Origin of the sequence: Bifidobacterium dolichotidis, from assembly GCF_003951975.1 — a bacterium.
In the GTDB taxonomy this organism is placed as follows: Bacteria; Actinomycetota; Actinomycetes; order Actinomycetales; family Bifidobacteriaceae; genus Bifidobacterium; species Bifidobacterium dolichotidis.
Genome location: NZ_QXGM01000002.1, coordinates 618,322 through 634,109, shown reverse-complemented (window position 1 = coordinate 634,109; position 15,788 = coordinate 618,322). Strand labels below are relative to the sequence as shown.

Below are 15,788 nucleotides of genomic sequence, written 5' to 3'. Positions count from 1 at the left end.
TTGTTCAAATTTCGGGACTTCTTTGGTGTCGAAATGTTGCGTGCGCTTAAGGAATTATTTCGATTTTTGTTAATACGAATAGAGCATAATAAAAACATGCCTATTGCAACACCAGAACGATATGAGGCCATGCTCGATGCAGCACGTGCCGGTGGATATGCTTTTCCAGCTATTAACGTGACGAGTACTCAGACGCTCAATGCTGCACTTCAAGGTTTCGCAGATGCAGAATCTGACGGCATTATTCAGGTGTCTGTTGGTGGTTCGGCGTATTTCTCGGGCCAGCGCGTAGCTGATCGCGTTACGGGTTCGCTTGCTTTTGCCGCATTTGCACGCGAAGTTGCGCGCAAATACCCAAATATTACGGTGGCTTTGCATACTGATCACTGCGCTAAGCAGTATTTGGATGATTGGGTTCGCCCTTTGCTCGACATTGAAGCCGATCAGGTGGCCCATGGTCAGGAGCCTGCGTTCCAGTCGCACATGTGGGATGGTTCCACGGTGCCACTGGCTGAAAACTTGAAGATTGCACGTGAGCTGCTCGAAAAGTCGCAGAAAGCTCACACGATTCTTGAAATTGAAATCGGTGCTGTTGGCGGCGAAGAAGATGGCCACAGCGCAGCAATCAATGACAAACTGTATTCCACGCCAGAAGATGGTTTGCGCGTAGCTCGTGCATTGGGCCTTGGTGAGCGCGGCCGTTATACGGCTGCTTTCACGTTTGGTAATGTGCATGGCGCCTATAAGCCAGGCGTAGTCAAGCTGCGTCCTGAACTGCTGGGCGAGATTCAGTCGGCAGTCTGGGAAGAGATTGAACGCGGTGAACTGCCACGCGTACCTGGCATGAAGGTACTCAATGGTGAACCATTCGAGCTCGTGTTCCATGGCGGCTCGGGTTCTACGCCTGCAGAAATTGCAGAAGCAGTGGCTCATGGCGTAGTCAAGATGAATATTGACACCGATACGCAGTATGCGTTTACGCGTGCCATTGCTAACCACATGTTCAAGCACTATGACGAAGTGCTCAAAGTTGATGGCGAAGTCGGCAATAAGAAGATGTATGACCCTCGTTCGTGGGGTCGTGAAGCCGAAGACGCTATGGCAGCACGCGTTGTAGAAGCCTGCAAGCAGCTTGGTTCTGCTGGCCGCGCTATGCACTGACGATTACTTTACGTTGCGAGACAAAGGGCCCCATGCGTATGGGGCCGCGGGTATGCTTGGTTCGTCTAATTGCTGACTGGAGCGGAGGGAAGCATGCCTGGAATTGTGTTGATTGGCGCACAGTGGGGTGACGAAGGTAAGGGTAAAGCAACCGATTTAATCGGTACCAAAGTCGATTACGTCGCACGTTTTAACGGTGGTAACAACGCAGGCCACACTGTTGTTGTTGGCAACGAATCTTACGCTCTGCATTTGCTTCCTTCAGGCATTATTAGCCCAACGGCTACGCCTGTTATTGGCAATGGTGTAGTTGTCGATCCAGAAGTGCTGTTTGAAGAAATCGATGGCTTGCAGTCCCGTGGCATTGATTGCTCGCGACTGCTCGTCAGCGAATCAGCACAGGTTATTGCGCCTTATCACCGCACTATTGATAAGGTCTCGGAGCGCTTCGCTGGTAAGAAGAAGATCGGCACTACAGGCCGCGGTATTGGCCCTGCTTATGCCGATAAGATCAACCGCGTTGGTATTCGCGTCTCTGATCTGTTCCACGAAGAAGTTCTGCGCGACAAGGTAGAAAACAGCCTGCGTCAGAAGAACCAGATGCTCGTCAAGCTCTATAACCGCCGTGCTGTTGACGTGGATCGTACTGTTGATGAGCTGCTGGCTCTGGGTGAGCGTTTGCGCCCATATGCAGCAAACACGTCGCTCGTGCTGAACAAGGCACTGGATGAAGGCAAGACTGTGCTGTTTGAAGGCGGTCAGGCCACCATGCTCGATATTGATCATGGCACCTACCCATTCGTGACATCGTCGAACCCAACCTCCGGCGGTGCTTGCACGGGTACCGGTGTTGGTCCAACGAAGATTAACCGCGTTATTGGCGTCTCCAAGGCTTATGTAACGCGCGTTGGCGAAGGTCCATTCCCAACCGAGCTGTTCGACGAGTGGGGTACGTGGTTGCGCGAGCAGGGTCACGAATATGGCGTGACTACGGGTCGTCCACGTCGTTGCGGCTGGTTTGATGCCGTAGTGAACCGTTATGCCGTGCAAGTGAACGGTTTAACCGATATTGTGCTGACGAAGCTTGATGTGCTGACTGGCCTTGAGCAGATTCCGCTGTGCGTTGCATACGACGTGGATGGCGAACGTTACGACGATATGCCAGTTGACCAAACAGCATTTGATATTGCAAAGCCAATCTATGAGACGATGCCGGGTTGGACCGAGGACATCTCTCAGATTCATGATTTTGATGATCTGCCTGCAAACTGCAAGGCATATGTGCGTAGGCTCGAAGAGCTTTCGGGCTGCCGCATTTCCGTGATTGGTACTGGTCCTCAGCGTGACCATATCATTCAAATTCATTCATTGGTGGATTGATAGTGGCTGATTCAAATAACGCCGAGCATAAAGAGCATGAAGAGGAAATAGCCGCACACGGCCATTTCCTTGATGCCATTGCTCGTGATGAACAAGATGCAACGCCTGATGCTGTTCCAGAAGAAGAGCATCCGCGCTTAGAAGTACCTGATATTACCGAGATGCCTGTTATCAGTACGATGACACCATTCCCGGCTCCAGTAGCTCCATCTGAGTCTGCAGCACCTGCAACTACAACTACAGCTGCAACAGATTCGGCGAATATAGCTACGGCTGATACTTCTGCTGCTAAGACTGCTGCATCAGCGTCGTCATCTGATTTTTCGTCGATTTCGGCTGCTTCGCCAACCGATGACGATACATTCTCGATTTTCGATGCTGACCACGATTTGTCTCGTGTGCCAAGCGTTGCCGCAGCCTTTGCTCCAGTAGCTACGGGTACCAACCCAACTGGTGCTGCTGCACAGTCGGCGCCGCCTGAGGTGCCACTGGCTCCTATGAAGCGTATGCAGGGTCGTTTTAACCCACTTGCTGATTTGCCAGTGTATCTGGTCGTGTTCCTTGGCGGCTTCGTCGGTACGGCAATGCGTTATGGCTGCGCACTGTGGATGCCAAAGCCACCAGCAACAACTGGCTTGTTCGCAGCATTCCACCCGGGCACGTTTGTGGCCAATATGCTCGCAACGTTTATTTTTGCAACGCTGACGGCTGCTATTTCGCAGGCTGTTTGGATTCGCAAGCGTTCGCGTCAGCTGATTAGCCGTGGTTTCGGCTTGGGTATGTGCGGCGGCTTCTCTACGTTCTCCACGTTCATGGTTGAGAACATGGAAGCTCTGCGCGATGGCGCAATCGGCAGCATGATCTTCTACATCCTGTGCTCGTTTGTGTGCGGTCTGTTGGTTGCAGCACTTGGTTCTTGGATTGGTTTGCGTATCACCACGAAGCGCGCCGCCCAAGCAATCAGAGAAGTCAATCTAGAAGACGCTCCTCAGCCGGCCATTGGCGTCAGGGTTCCTACGGACCCAGCTGTTGCCGGTCATTCTGCTGAAGAAAGCACGCAGCACGCGGTGGCCGCCGAGCCAAGCGCGCCTGCTACGGACGTGACGAATGAAGTGGACGGCGTACTCGGCTACTGCCCAGTGCCAAAAACGGCGCCAACGCAAGCTCACGAGCCTGACCCAACCACGGATGAAATTCCATTGGTGGCCGACCCACTGCGAGGGGAGGTTCACTGATGTTTACGGAATTCCTGTTAATTAGCGCATGTGGTGGCCTCGGCGCCGTGGCTCGCTTCGTACTCAACACGTCGATTCAGCGCTGGTGGACGAAGGCATTCCCAATGTCAACGTTCATTATCAACACGATCGCGTCACTGTGCGCGGGCGTTGCAGCGGCCTCATTCTTCTGCCATACCGTTGATAATTCGGCCTACTTGCTGTTTGCAACGGGCTTCCTCGGCGGCTTCTCCACGTTCTCCACGTGCGTCAACGAGATTCTCGCGTTGATTCGCGGCCGTCATTTTGGCGTGGCCACAACCTACTTCATTCTGACCATTGTGATTCCGCTTGGTGCCGCCATTTTGGGCTGGTTTATTGGATCGCTGTGATCAATGTTGATTTTTGAACGCACTCTGAAACCTATGTTCAGGGTGCGTTTCTTTTTACCGTGCTGCCACGTGATTGCACAGGTGCTCCGGCGGCTTCGGTATTCCTTTGGCATTTCTTCAGTATCCGCATAGCGGTCACGGTTCCGAAAGATGGACGCGTGCCGTTACCCCCGTCTCATTTCTGTAATATTGGCCCCAGTCTCAGCGACAGAATCGCGAGAGATGGTTGCTATCCCATCAGACGGATTGCCTGCAAATTACATGGGGGAGCGTTTGCTGGCACAACTATTGCAAACCACCATGAATGTGGCTCATGCCACCACATACGAGTAGAAGGAGCGCCATCCATGGCAGCACAGATTTGGTACGACAACGACGGCGACCTCTCGGTCTTTGACGGCAAGAAGGTTGCAATTATTGGTTATGGTTCGCAGGGCCATGCACACGCATTGAACCTTCGTGATTCGGGCGTGGACGTCGTTGTTGGTCTGCGTCCTACGTCAAAGTCCGTTGAGTTCGCCAAAGAACAGGGCCTTGAAGTCAAGAGCGTTGCTGACGCCGTTAAGGATGCAGATGTCATCATGATTCTTGCTCCTGATCAGCACCAGAAGGGTATCTGGGAGAACGACATCGAGCCAAACATTAAGCCAGGTGCAGCACTTGCCTTTGCACACGGCTTCAACATTCATTACGGCTACATCAAGCCATCGGCCGATCACCCAGTGTTCATGGTTGCTCCAAAGGGCCCAGGCCACATTGTGCGCCGTGAGTTCGCAGCAGGCCGTGGCGTTCCAGTCGTGACGGCTGTTGAGCAGGATCCACGTGGTGACGGTTGGGATCTGGCTCTGGCTTACGCCAAGGCTCTGGGTGCTCTGCGCGCTGGCGCTATTAAGACGACGTTCAAGGAAGAAACCGAAACCGATCTGTTCGGTGAGCAGAATGTGCTGCTCGGTGGCGTCAACAAGCTCGTCGAAATGGGCTTCGAGGTGCTGACCGATGCCGGCTACCAGCCAGAAATTGCTTACTTCGAGGTCTGCCACGAGCTCAAGATGATCGTCGACCTTATGAACGAAGGCGGTCTGAACAAGGATCGTTGGTCCTGCTCCGATACGGCTCAGTACGGCGATTACGTCAACACCGTTATTGACGAGCACGCACGTGAGCGTATGCAGTACCACCTCAAGCGTATTCAGGATGGCTCCTTCGCTAAGGAGTTCATGGAGGATCAGGCTGCAGGCGCTCCTAAGTTCAAGCAGTTGCAGGAAGAGTACTCGAATGTTCGCATTGAGGAAGTCGGTCCAAAGCTGCGCGCTATGTTCTCGTGGAACAACGAAGGCGCTAAGGATGCCGACGAGGCTAACTCGTTCACGGGCAAGATTGCTCGCGCACAGGTTCAGTAAGTCTGATTCCTAGCCGCTGTACACTGCACAAATACTTGTAAGATAAGCCCATGCTGTAATGGCATGGGCTTTTTGCTAGTACATAAGACAACTCGATCGTTAGTATGGAGCGTATGGCCAACACCCATTCGAATGAGCCTCAGCAAGAGGCCACAACAAACTTAACTTCTGAACAACAACACGAAGAACCTCGTAAGAGCTTCCAGCCGGGCATGGCAGCATATGTGCGCCCAGGCATTGATGATCGACCAGATCTCGATAAAGAACTTAGGGAACGCGATAAAGCCGCAATTGGTCGACTTGGCATGCCAACTAAGCGCAAGCGCGCTGCAGATCCATCGGTTGACAGCCCTATTGTGCAAATCGCACGCATGCGTACGGGTAACCCATCTGTTGCTGTTATGGGCGGTTTAACGCCTATGGCAACAGTTGATAGCGCTGTTATGGATGAGACGAGTGCATTTAACGATATGCGCGATCCAATGACCGCAGCCGATGGCACGCAGCCAACCTCGCGCGATTTAGCCCGCCTTGGCATTGGCTTTGCACTGTGCGCCGTAGTAAGCGCTATCCCATGGATTGCACTGTCTACGGTGGTGCTGCCATACATGTTTGAGGTCATGGATCCATCGGATAAGGTAGCCCTCGTTGGCTTAGCCACCGGTTTAGGTGCGATTGTGGCACTGTTCTCCAATGTGCTCTTCGGCGCATTATCGGATATTACGCGTTCGCGATTCGGCCGCCGTACGCCATGGATTGTGATTGGCAGCGTTATTGCTGGTGCTGCCATGGGCGGCGTTGCTGGAGCAGAAACAATTGCCGGCATTATTACGCTTTGGTGCATTGCTCAGTTCGGCTTCAATATGATGCTGGCTCCATTTGTAGCTACACTGGCTGATCGCGTGCCAGATAAGGTGCGCGGCCGTATCTCAAGCCTCTATGGCCTCGGCATTGCCGTAGGTCAGACACTGGGATCGGTTGTTGGCGCTGCACTGCTCGTACATGGCGATGCAGGCGTGCAAGCTGGCTGGTTTATTGGCATGGCTGCGCTGATGCTGATTGGCATCGTAACCGTGCTGATCTGGCCTCGTGAGCCAAATAATCGCAACGAAGAGCATATCGAGCTCGATTCAGAGCTCATCACGCATCTGTTCCGTCCGCCACATCACGCACCAGACTTCTACCGTGCACTTGCAGGTCGTACGCTTATGATGTGCGCCTACTGGATGATTATGACGTTCCAGCTTTATATTGCACAGGATTACATTTATGCAGGCGATCCAAATGCCACCGAATATGCAGCTGATCTGATTGCCACAATGGCAATTGTGACGCTTATTGCTTCGATTGTGGCCGCTGTTGCGGCAGGTCCTATTGCCGATCGTTTCGGCGTACTCAAGTTGCCAGCAACGCTGTCATGCTGCGTTTTTGCGATTGGTGCAGTGCTGCCAGTGCTGCTGCGCAATACGGTTGGCATGGTGCTGTTCGCAGCGCTCGCAGGCCTGAGCTACGGCGTCTATAACGCTATTGATCAGGCATTGAATGTGGCTGTGCTACCAAATCCAAAAACCGCTGGCAAGGATCTTGGCATTCTGAATATGTCGAATACGCTGTCCACGGTGCTTGGCGCCGCTATTGCCTATGGCGTAGTCAATCTGACGAAAATGGCCATGGGCGTGAGCGTTGCACCAATCGCCGCCTATGCGCTCGTATTTATTGCCGCGATTGTGATTGTGCTCGCCGCTGGCTGGGCCGTGGCAAGCATTCGCAGCGTGCGCTGATTGGTCTTAATCCCAATCTTCAGCGTCTGCTTCGCTGACTGGAATGAGCCGTTCGTACCATTGTTCATCAAATGGTGCGTACGGCTCTTCGCATAGTTCAGTAAGTGCAAGCTGTACTAATGCGGCAGCATCACCGCCCGTACGAATTGGCAGGCCCTCATCGTCCCACAGGTCGCGCCACAGTTTGCGCTGCTCATCGCTTACTGCCTTAGCTGCGTCGCTTACTGCCTTAGCTGCGTCGCTTACTTCGTTGGCTACGTCGTTTGCTGCATCGATATCTGCCGTGCTTGCCTCCGCTACGATGCCGGCTACCGTATACGGTGCGACAGCCTCGGCTTCATCGGTCGTGGCGATAATCATGCCAACAGTTACGTCTTTCTGCTGCTGCAGTTGGGCTGCAAATTCCGCAGCCTGCTGGGGCAGTGCAGCCTGTTCCATCCACTGTGCTTCTGCAGATTCTTCTGATTCAATGAGTTCTGCAGGTTTCACATGAAACACTGCAACGTTCTGAGCCGCTGCCTCACTGTTTGAGTCAGATTCCGCCTCACTGGAATTCCGCAGCCAAAGCCAAACTTCGCCATAGTGCACATCGGCGAACGTAACTGTCTGTTCTTCAGCGTCAGGAACTTGGCAGCGAATAGTCATTGTGCATGGTGCTGCTTCAGTAATTGGCGGCATTGTAATAAACCATGCGAGCTTTTGCGCTGGTTCTGCTTCGTTCGAAGTAATACCTTGCGGAGCCATGCATGGTGATATGCGCTTGGCTACGCGCTTGCCTTGAGCATTGCGTACTTCAATGCTGATACGTGCTTGCTCAACGGCATTACCGCTTACGGTGCCAAAGATTTGGGTTTCATGGTTACGCTGCAGCACCATATGGTCGCTAAACAGTGATGGCATCTGCAGTTGTACTGAATTCTGGGATGCTGTGCGGTCATTGTTTGATGCCGATGTCATAAAAGCTCCTTGAAACTTCTGCAGATGCTGAATTGAACACTGTGGTGCTCATTGCAAGATATAGCTCATTTGTAGTTTACTGACGTGCCTTCCGTTGACGTCTCAGCATTTGAAAAATCGTCATACGAAGCTGCCTTCTACAGGCATCTTGGTGATGAACATGTGAATGTTGGGGGTAGTGCATGACTATTCAGCACGATAAGGTGACGATTTTTGATGTGGCGAAGACGGCTGGCGTTTCAAGCAGCGCGGTTTCGTATGCATTAAACGGTAAAAGTGGCGTATCAGAGGTCACGCGTGCCAAAGTGCTGAAAGTTGCGCAGGAATTGGGTTGGAAACCGAATCGTGCAGCACAATCCTTAGCTCAGGCGAAGTCTCGTCGCGTTGGTCTGATTATGAACCGCGATCCGAATCTGTTCTCAGTTGAGCCAAGCATGATGGGTATGCTGTCTGGTTTCGGTTCAGAACTGGAGCGCAATGATTATTCGATGCTGCTGCGCCTGGCTGGTAGTTCAACTGAAGAGCTCTCCATTATTAGGGATTGGACGGCAACAGGCAATGTGGATGCGCTTCTGCTGTTGCATTTAGAAATTGATGATCCTCGTGTGGATTTGCTGACGAAATTATCCACTATGCCTGCACTGGCTATTGGAGATCCAACATTGGCTCCGGAACTGCCAACATTGCATAGTGATATGTGGTCTGCAGCGGAGCGTGCTATTTCTCATTTGCGTCGTTATGGGCATCGAAAGATTGCCCGCGTAGCTGGTCCTGAAGAGATTGGCCAGTCACATGTACGCAATACCGCATTTCTGCAAGCTGCAGGGCAGCAAGGCGTGCAATATCAGTTTGTACACACGGATTACACCGCTGATGGTGCTGTAGAAGCAACACGAGCATTACTGAATGCTGAAGAGAAGCCAACAGCCATTATTTACGACAACGATGTGATGGCTATGTCTGGTCTGAGCTGTGCACAACAGGATGGTGTCGTAGTGCCTCGAGACCTGTCGATTATGGCCATGGAAGACTCATTTGTGTGCCACATTATGTCGCCGCATATTACGGCTATGTCGCGCAATGTGACTGAAGCAGGCCGTATGGCAGCGAATATTATGTTGCGACTCGTTGAAGGCGAACATATCGGTGCAGTCAGCGAACCGCCGTACGAACTTATAGAGCGTGAATCAACGGGAACTGTTCCTAGTACAAACGCTTGAAAAATAACGCATAGACCAAACGTGATTACCGGATGTCCAGCTATCTTCCAGACAACGTTCAGTTTGGGTCAGGAAGGTAGAAGCAGGAGTTCGGAGGTTGTATGCTGCGTCGTTGGTGGGCATCGTTAATTGCAATTCTGTGTGTTATTGGTCTTGCAATTCCAGTTCTTATCCATGCATCACATCGTATGAAGACGACGCCAATAGCCGAAGCTCGTACCTCCGCATCGGCGCAGGGCATGACGCATGTGACTGATGCAGTGTCTAAGAAGCTTGATGTTCCGCTTGATAAAAACCATCGCGAACCAATGTTTGCACACCGCGGTTTTGTTGAGAACTATAGCGTTGTGCCAAATTCTTTTGAGGCTTTTGAAGCAGCAAAGGAAAAGGGCTGCCCACAGGTTGAGCTCGATATTCGCACGAGCAAAGATGGTGTCTACTACATCAGCCACGATGCCACAATTAAGGCCGATACGGGACTTGATCGCCGTGTGGATGAGCTGACGAGTACAGAACTCGATGGCATTCGCATGAGGAACGGCGAATATATGCACCGTTTAAGCGAACTCTTCGATGAGTTCGGTAACTCGCTGTACTACTTGATTGAGTTCAAGGAACCAGATGCCAGCGCATTGTCGTTCCGTAATTTATTGGCTCAGTATCCACAAGTGGTAAGCCATGTGGAAGTGCAGTCGTTCTATCCAGGCATTTTGAGCAGGCTCGATGGCTTGATGCCACGCATGTATAAGCAGCTGCTTGTTGGCAGGCACAGCGTGCTCGTAGCCAATCTGAAGGATGATTATCTGGATTCTATGGCAATCGCCAAGCATATGGCTACGCCTGCCAATGTAGAGAAAATCCATGAGCACAATAAGGAAGTCTGGACTTGGACGCTCAAGAAGAAGATCAACATTGAGCGCGACTACATGGCAGGCGTAGATGGTGTGATTACTGATTCTCCGCTTGTTGTTCCGCTGGCGCATCATTATGCAGACCAGATACGCACGCATAGGCTCCAAAGAGCACAGCAAGCCAAATAACGCCTGCGATCAGTGCAATGCGGTAACTCGGGGAGAATCCCATGAGCACCACAATCATGCACATAAACGCAATAACGCAAACTGACGAAATATGACCGCCAGGTACGCGGAACGTCAGTGCTTGCACAGCTTCACGACCCTTTAAGCCCTTAAGATGGCCTGGACCCTTGCCTGCTTCCACAAGACGGCGGAACTTCCATTCGGTGATGAGCACCATCGTCCAGTTAATAAAGGCGGCAATCGTTGCAATCGACATTAAATAGTTGAATGCAAAGTCTGGCCACAGGAACACAACGACGCAAGCAAAAGCCGTAATAACTGCCGACGTCAGCACGCCAGCAACTGGTACACCGCGCTTACTTGTACGGCCTAAGAAACGTGGTGCATTGCCCTGATGAGCGAGTGCATAGAGCATACGCGAATTGGCATAGAGGCCAGAATTGTAGACGCTCATAACAGCGGTTAAACACACAAAGTTCAGAATGCCAGCGGCTACGCGTACACCAACAGAATCAAAGATTTGCACAAATGGGCTCATCTTGCCATCGATTTGATCCCATGGCACCACAGCCATAATGACACCCAGAGCTGCGACGTAGAACACGAGAATACGCCACATAATGCCATTCGTAGCCTTTGGAATTGTGCGCTTCGGATCCTCGGTCTCACCTGCAGTAATACCAATAAGTTCAGTGCCTCCGAATGAGAACATGACAACGACCAGAGCCATCAGTAAGCCCGTCCAGCGGCCATCTGCGGAATGTTCCATAAGCCCGTGAGGCATAAATCCACCATCAATAGTGAACCAATTACTGAAGCTCGCCGGAATACCTAACTCGGTGTGCAGTGAGCAGACCACAATAATGAGACCGCCAATAATCATGGCGATGACGGCGATTATTTTGATCAACGCAAACCAGAACTCGGCCTCGCCGAACTCACTAACGCCAATCAAATTCAGCGCGGTAATAACGATTAAGAAGAATACGGCCGAAACCCAAGCCGGAATATTCGGGAACCAATAGTTGACGAATGAACCGACAACAGCCAACTCAACCATAGAAACGAGAATGTAGTTGAACCAGTAGTTCCATCCGCTAATGAATCCAGCTCGCTTGGACCAATACTGGCTTGCGTAGTAGCTGAATGCGCCAGCTTGTGGATCTTCAACGCTCATTTCACTGAGTGCACGCACAATCATGAAAATAGCGAGGCCGCCAATGATGTAGGCCAACAGAATCGAAGGACCAGCGAGACTAATTGATTCGCTGGAACCATAGAACAGGCCTGTACCGATAGCGCCGCCAAGCGCAATGAGCTGAATATGACGGTTTTTGAGCGATCGTTTCAGACCTGGAGTGCCAGGTTGTTCTGAATTTTCGGGGCCCACTGCAGGGGCAATATTGGCAGGCGTATCCACAACGGCGCGGACGGACTGCTCTTGTTCTTCTTCTCGCGTCATAGTGACTCTCCCCGCGCCGGTTTGGTTAAGAAATAACGGCGCTATGGCAATTCTACGGGTGGTAGCTACTTGAATGGTCTCAAAGCGCATAAATTGCCCACTACTCGGAAGCTTGAAATGATAGGATTTTTGAAGGGGGTACGCGACGGGGGTGGAATTATGGCATTCATTGAGTTTGACGATGTGGTCAAAGAATACTCTTCTGGCGAGGGTGCCGTGCGCGCACTTGATGGCGCCACTTTTACGGCAGAACGTGGCAAGTTGACTGTGATTCTAGGCCAGTCTGGTGCTGGTAAAACAACCGCTCTGAACATTTTGGGCGGCATGGATACGGCCACGTCAGGCAAAGTAATTGTTGGTGATCGGGATATTACGGCGCTTAATCACAAGGGCTTGATTGGGTATCGCCGCAATGACATTGGCTTTGTGTTCCAGTTTTACAATCTGATCCCAAATCTGACAGCGCTTGAGAATGTAGAACTGGCCGCGCAGATTTGCCCAGACCACTTTGAAGCTGCAGACATGCTTGAACAAGTGGGGCTTGGAGCGCGCGTGAATAACTTCCCAGCGCAGCTTTCAGGCGGTGAGCAGCAGCGCGTTTCGATTGCACGTGCAATTGCTAAGAAGCCAAAGTTATTGCTTTGTGATGAGCCAACAGGCGCACTCGATTACGAAACGGGCAAAGAAGTTCTGGCGTTACTACAGCGCATTAGCCGCGAACAGGGTATGACTGTGGTCATTATTACGCACAACGCTGCTGTGGCTCCGATGGCCGATTCACTCGTGCGCTTCCGTTCCGGCAAAGTCATGAGTCAAGAATTCAACAGCTCACCAACTAACGTCGCTCAAATCGAATGGTAAGTAGTTCCAGCGGGACGTTTGGTTATGTTGTAATTTGAAAAATTAATATTTTATTTCTGAACAACCGAACGTACCGTTCCTCACCAAAGCAGGCGAAAGGAGCGGAAATGGCACGGCACAAGCACAAGCATGCGGGCGCCACAGTGTTTAACGCTGCCTACTGGCGTGACACCTTGCGCACCTGGAAGCATGCAATAAAACCGTTCTTATCGTTGATGATTATTGCCATGCTCGGCGTGGCTGTGCTTACGGGAATCTATGCAGGATGTCGAGATTCGTTCCTTGCAGCTGATCGTTACTACAAAGAGCAAGGCTTGCACGATCTTCAAATTATCTCGACGCAAGGTCTCGATGAGAACGATGTGCGGGCTGTTGAGGAAGTGCCCGGTGTGGCACAAGTGCAGCCTGAACGAAGTCAGAATGTAACTGTTGAAGCCAAAGGGGCAAGCAAAACAGCGGTTGTGCATGTGATTGGCCAAAACGGCATGGATCAGCCGTCGTTGCAAGCCGGACGATTACCAGATACATCGGGTGAGGCCGCTGTTACGGGCACGTTTATGCAGAAAACAGGCCTTAAAATCGGCGATACGATGCAGATTGAGGTGCCTGATGGTGCTGCTGTAACTGGAATCCCTAAAACGCTCACAATTGTGGGTGAGGTATTGCCAGCTGATGATTTAGCGAATCCTGATGGTTATAGAGCGAAGAGCTCGTTCCGTGCTACGGCGAATACTGCTTTGCCAATTTATGTAACAGCCGATGGCATTGGTGGCGAGGCTTATACAGCGCTGTCGCTGACCGTGGATGGTGCGAAATCGCTGGATTCGTTCTCCGATGCTTATGACGATGCCGTTGATGTAGTGCGCGATCGCATCGAGGGCGATGTAAAGACAGAACGCGAGCAAGCGCGCGCCGATTCGTTGAAGCAAGATGCGCAGCACAAGCTTGATGAAGCGAAACAGCAAGTTATTAATCAGGCGACGCAGCAGGCCTTGGATCAGGCTCGAGCACAGATGCAGCAGCAAATGGCTGCACAAATGGCCGCACAAGGAGGTGCTGCGGCAGCTGCGGCTGGAACAACTGCGGCTGGAACAGCTGGAGCAGTCGCGAATGCAGAACTACCTCAACAGGTTCAGGAACAGGTGGAACGCGAGGCAAAAGAACAAGTTGAGCAACGCTTTGCTGAAGAACAAAGCAAAATCGATGCGATTAAACCCGGCACTTGGTATGTGCAAACACGTGCGGCATTAAGTGGCGTCTCTTCGCTCGATTCGGATATTAGTTCGATTGAGAAAATCGGTAACGCATTCCCGATTGTGTTCCTGATTGTGGCCGTTATGATGAGCCTGACAACGATGACGAGGCTCGTTGAAGAAGACCGCGGATTTATGGGTACGTATTTGGGCCTTGGCTATGGTGGCGGCTCAATTCTGGCACGATATTTGGCGTTTGCAGTGCTTGCTGGTCTTATTGGCGGTGGACTCGGTCTGCTCGCCGGTTTCCTGGGTATTCCAGCGTTCCTGCTTGTGGTGATTAAGGGCTTGTATGCAATTCCAGATGTGGGATTACATTACGATTGGCTTGTGGGCTCGGCCGGCGTGCTGCTGTTTACGGTGGGGCTTGGTGTGGCCGCTGCTGTGGCTGTGGTGCGCGAAGCACGCCTTATGCCTGCTGTATTAATGCGACCAAAGGCGCCAAAAGCAGGAATGCGTATTTTGCTTGAGCATATTAAGCCTGTGTGGAAGCGCATGAACTTCTTGAACAAAGTGACTGCGCGCAACATTTTCCGCTTCAAATCAAGGCTCATTATGACGTTAGGCGGTGTTGCCGGCTGCACAGCACTGATTATTTGCGGTCTTGCTATTAACGACACGGTCAATCGTTTGGGCGGCGAGCAATTCCAAGGCGTCTATCGCTACGATTTGGCCGTTGTTGCTTCAGAAACGCATGTGCTTGATGAACTGCGCGACTCTCATGAAGTTACGAAGTCAATGAATGCACATGTGGAATCAGGCACGTTAGAGCACGATGGCATGAGCACGCTCGTGCAAATTGTGGTTGTGCCTGAAGGTCAAGAGCAGACCTTTGCCGATATGTTTGAGTTGCGTCCAGAATCTTGTGGCACGCATGCATGTGCGTCTGCGGTGTTGAGCAACAATGGCGTTATTGCAACGCGTTCTGGTGTACAGAATCTCAATGTGCATGCGGGTTCCACCGTGGATCTGCAAGTCGGATCAGGTAAACCACAGCAAGCACATGTGGATGAGGTTGTGCGCAATCTGATTGGCGCTGACGTTTATATGTCGCAGCAGTTCTATGAACAGCATTACGTCAAGAACGATGCTAATAGAGCCGATGAAGGTCCGGAATGGAATGCGGTGTATGCCGATCTCAATGTTTCGAATGCACGCGCCGCACAGCTCGCAGAAGAGCTCGGTGAAGACCATGCTGTGCTTTCTGCAGCAAGTGCCGCAGACCAAGCTGCACGCTTCAAGTTCGATCTGATGTTTGCAATTGTTATTCTGATTACTTCTTTGGCTGGTGCGCTGGCACTCGTCGTGCTATTTACGCTGGCCAATACGAATGTGTCGGAACGACTGCGCGAAATTGCCACGCTGAAAGTGCTGGGCTTTACCGATAGGGAAGTGCACCACTATGTCAATCGTGAGATGCGCATTATTACGATTATGGGCATTGTGCTCGGTCTGCCACTGGGCTGGTGGATTAGCGGCATGCTGACGAGTGCACTCAATATGCCAGGCATGTATTTCGAAGTCTGGATTTCGCCGTGGAGCTATGTCTTTGCTGTTGCAGCGACAATGCTGTTTGCCCTGATTGTGCAACTATTTGTGAATCCAGTACTCGACCGCGTTGACCCCGTTACCTCACTCAAATCAGTTGAGTGACATAACGGGGCCAA

12 protein-coding genes are annotated in these 15,788 nt (G+C 51.7%); 10 read left to right on the top strand and 2 right to left on the bottom strand.

What is annotated here, in order from left to right; all coding sequences use genetic code 11:
* The first annotated feature begins 96 nt into the window (after positions 1 to 96).
* From fbaA to D2E26_RS06425, 6 genes are all read left to right on the top strand, one after another.
* Entirely contained in the window at positions 97 to 1,161 is a 1,065-nt protein-coding gene (gene fbaA, locus D2E26_RS06450; protein WP_125963867.1) for a class II fructose-bisphosphate aldolase, read from the top strand.
* Between the two features lie 93 nt (positions 1,162 to 1,254).
* A complete protein-coding gene (locus D2E26_RS06445) occupies positions 1,255 to 2,541 on the top strand; it encodes an adenylosuccinate synthase (RefSeq protein WP_125963866.1) in 1,287 nt (428 codons plus the stop codon).
* 2 nt (positions 2,542 to 2,543) lie between these two features.
* Positions 2,544 to 3,776 (top strand): fluoride efflux transporter FluC, encoded by a 1,233-nt coding sequence (locus tag D2E26_RS06440; protein WP_125963865.1) that lies wholly within the window; start codon positions 2,544 to 2,546, stop codon positions 3,774 to 3,776.
* Positions 3,776 to 4,147, top strand: a complete 372-nt coding sequence (locus D2E26_RS06435; protein ID WP_125963864.1) for a fluoride efflux transporter FluC — start codon at positions 3,776 to 3,778, stop codon at positions 4,145 to 4,147. Before D2E26_RS06440 ends, D2E26_RS06435 begins: the two co-directional genes overlap by 1 nt.
* Positions 4,148 to 4,494: 347 nt before the next feature.
* On the top strand, positions 4,495 to 5,547 hold the full coding sequence (ilvC, locus tag D2E26_RS06430; protein ID WP_125963863.1) for a ketol-acid reductoisomerase: 1,053 nt from the start codon (positions 4,495 to 4,497) through the stop codon (positions 5,545 to 5,547).
* 113 nt (positions 5,548 to 5,660) lie between these two features.
* The gene (locus tag D2E26_RS06425) at positions 5,661 to 7,328 is read left to right on the top strand and encodes an MFS transporter (RefSeq protein WP_241218894.1); all 1,668 of its coding nucleotides are present in this window, start codon (positions 5,661 to 5,663) and stop codon (positions 7,326 to 7,328) included.
* 6 nt (positions 7,329 to 7,334) lie between these two features.
* On the opposite strand, the gene D2E26_RS06420 is transcribed toward D2E26_RS06425, so the two are convergent.
* Positions 7,335 to 8,285 carry a hypothetical protein gene (locus D2E26_RS06420; RefSeq protein ID WP_125963862.1) on the bottom strand — a complete coding sequence of 317 codons (951 nt, stop codon included), beginning with the start codon at positions 8,283 to 8,285 and terminating at the stop codon, positions 7,335 to 7,337.
* Between the two features lie 182 nt (positions 8,286 to 8,467).
* Between D2E26_RS06420 and D2E26_RS06415 the strand changes: the two genes are divergently transcribed.
* Positions 8,468 to 9,505 carry a LacI family DNA-binding transcriptional regulator gene (locus tag D2E26_RS06415; protein ID WP_125963861.1) on the top strand — a complete coding sequence of 346 codons (1,038 nt, stop codon included), beginning with the start codon at positions 8,468 to 8,470 and terminating at the stop codon, positions 9,503 to 9,505.
* 101 nt (positions 9,506 to 9,606) lie between these two features.
* A complete protein-coding gene (locus D2E26_RS06410; RefSeq protein ID WP_125963860.1) occupies positions 9,607 to 10,545 on the top strand; it encodes a glycerophosphodiester phosphodiesterase in 939 nt (312 codons plus the stop codon).
* On the opposite strand, the gene D2E26_RS06405 is transcribed toward D2E26_RS06410, so the two are convergent.
* Positions 10,454 to 12,007, bottom strand: a complete 1,554-nt coding sequence (locus D2E26_RS06405) for an amino acid permease (RefSeq protein ID WP_125963859.1) — start codon at positions 12,005 to 12,007, stop codon at positions 10,454 to 10,456. The two genes, D2E26_RS06410 and D2E26_RS06405, sit on opposite strands and share 92 nt — an antisense overlap.
* Before the next feature lie 159 nt (positions 12,008 to 12,166).
* On the opposite strand from D2E26_RS06405, the gene D2E26_RS06400 reads away from it, so the two are divergent.
* Together D2E26_RS06400 and D2E26_RS06395 are read left to right on the top strand one after the other, a co-directional pair.
* Positions 12,167 to 12,868 (top strand): ABC transporter ATP-binding protein, encoded by a 702-nt coding sequence (locus D2E26_RS06400; protein ID WP_125963858.1) that lies wholly within the window; start codon positions 12,167 to 12,169, stop codon positions 12,866 to 12,868.
* Between the two features lie 107 nt (positions 12,869 to 12,975).
* Complete coding sequence (locus tag D2E26_RS06395) at positions 12,976 to 15,774, top strand: ABC transporter permease (RefSeq protein WP_125963857.1); 2,799 nt, start codon at positions 12,976 to 12,978, stop codon at positions 15,772 to 15,774.
* The last annotated feature ends 14 nt before the right edge of the window (positions 15,775 to 15,788 follow it).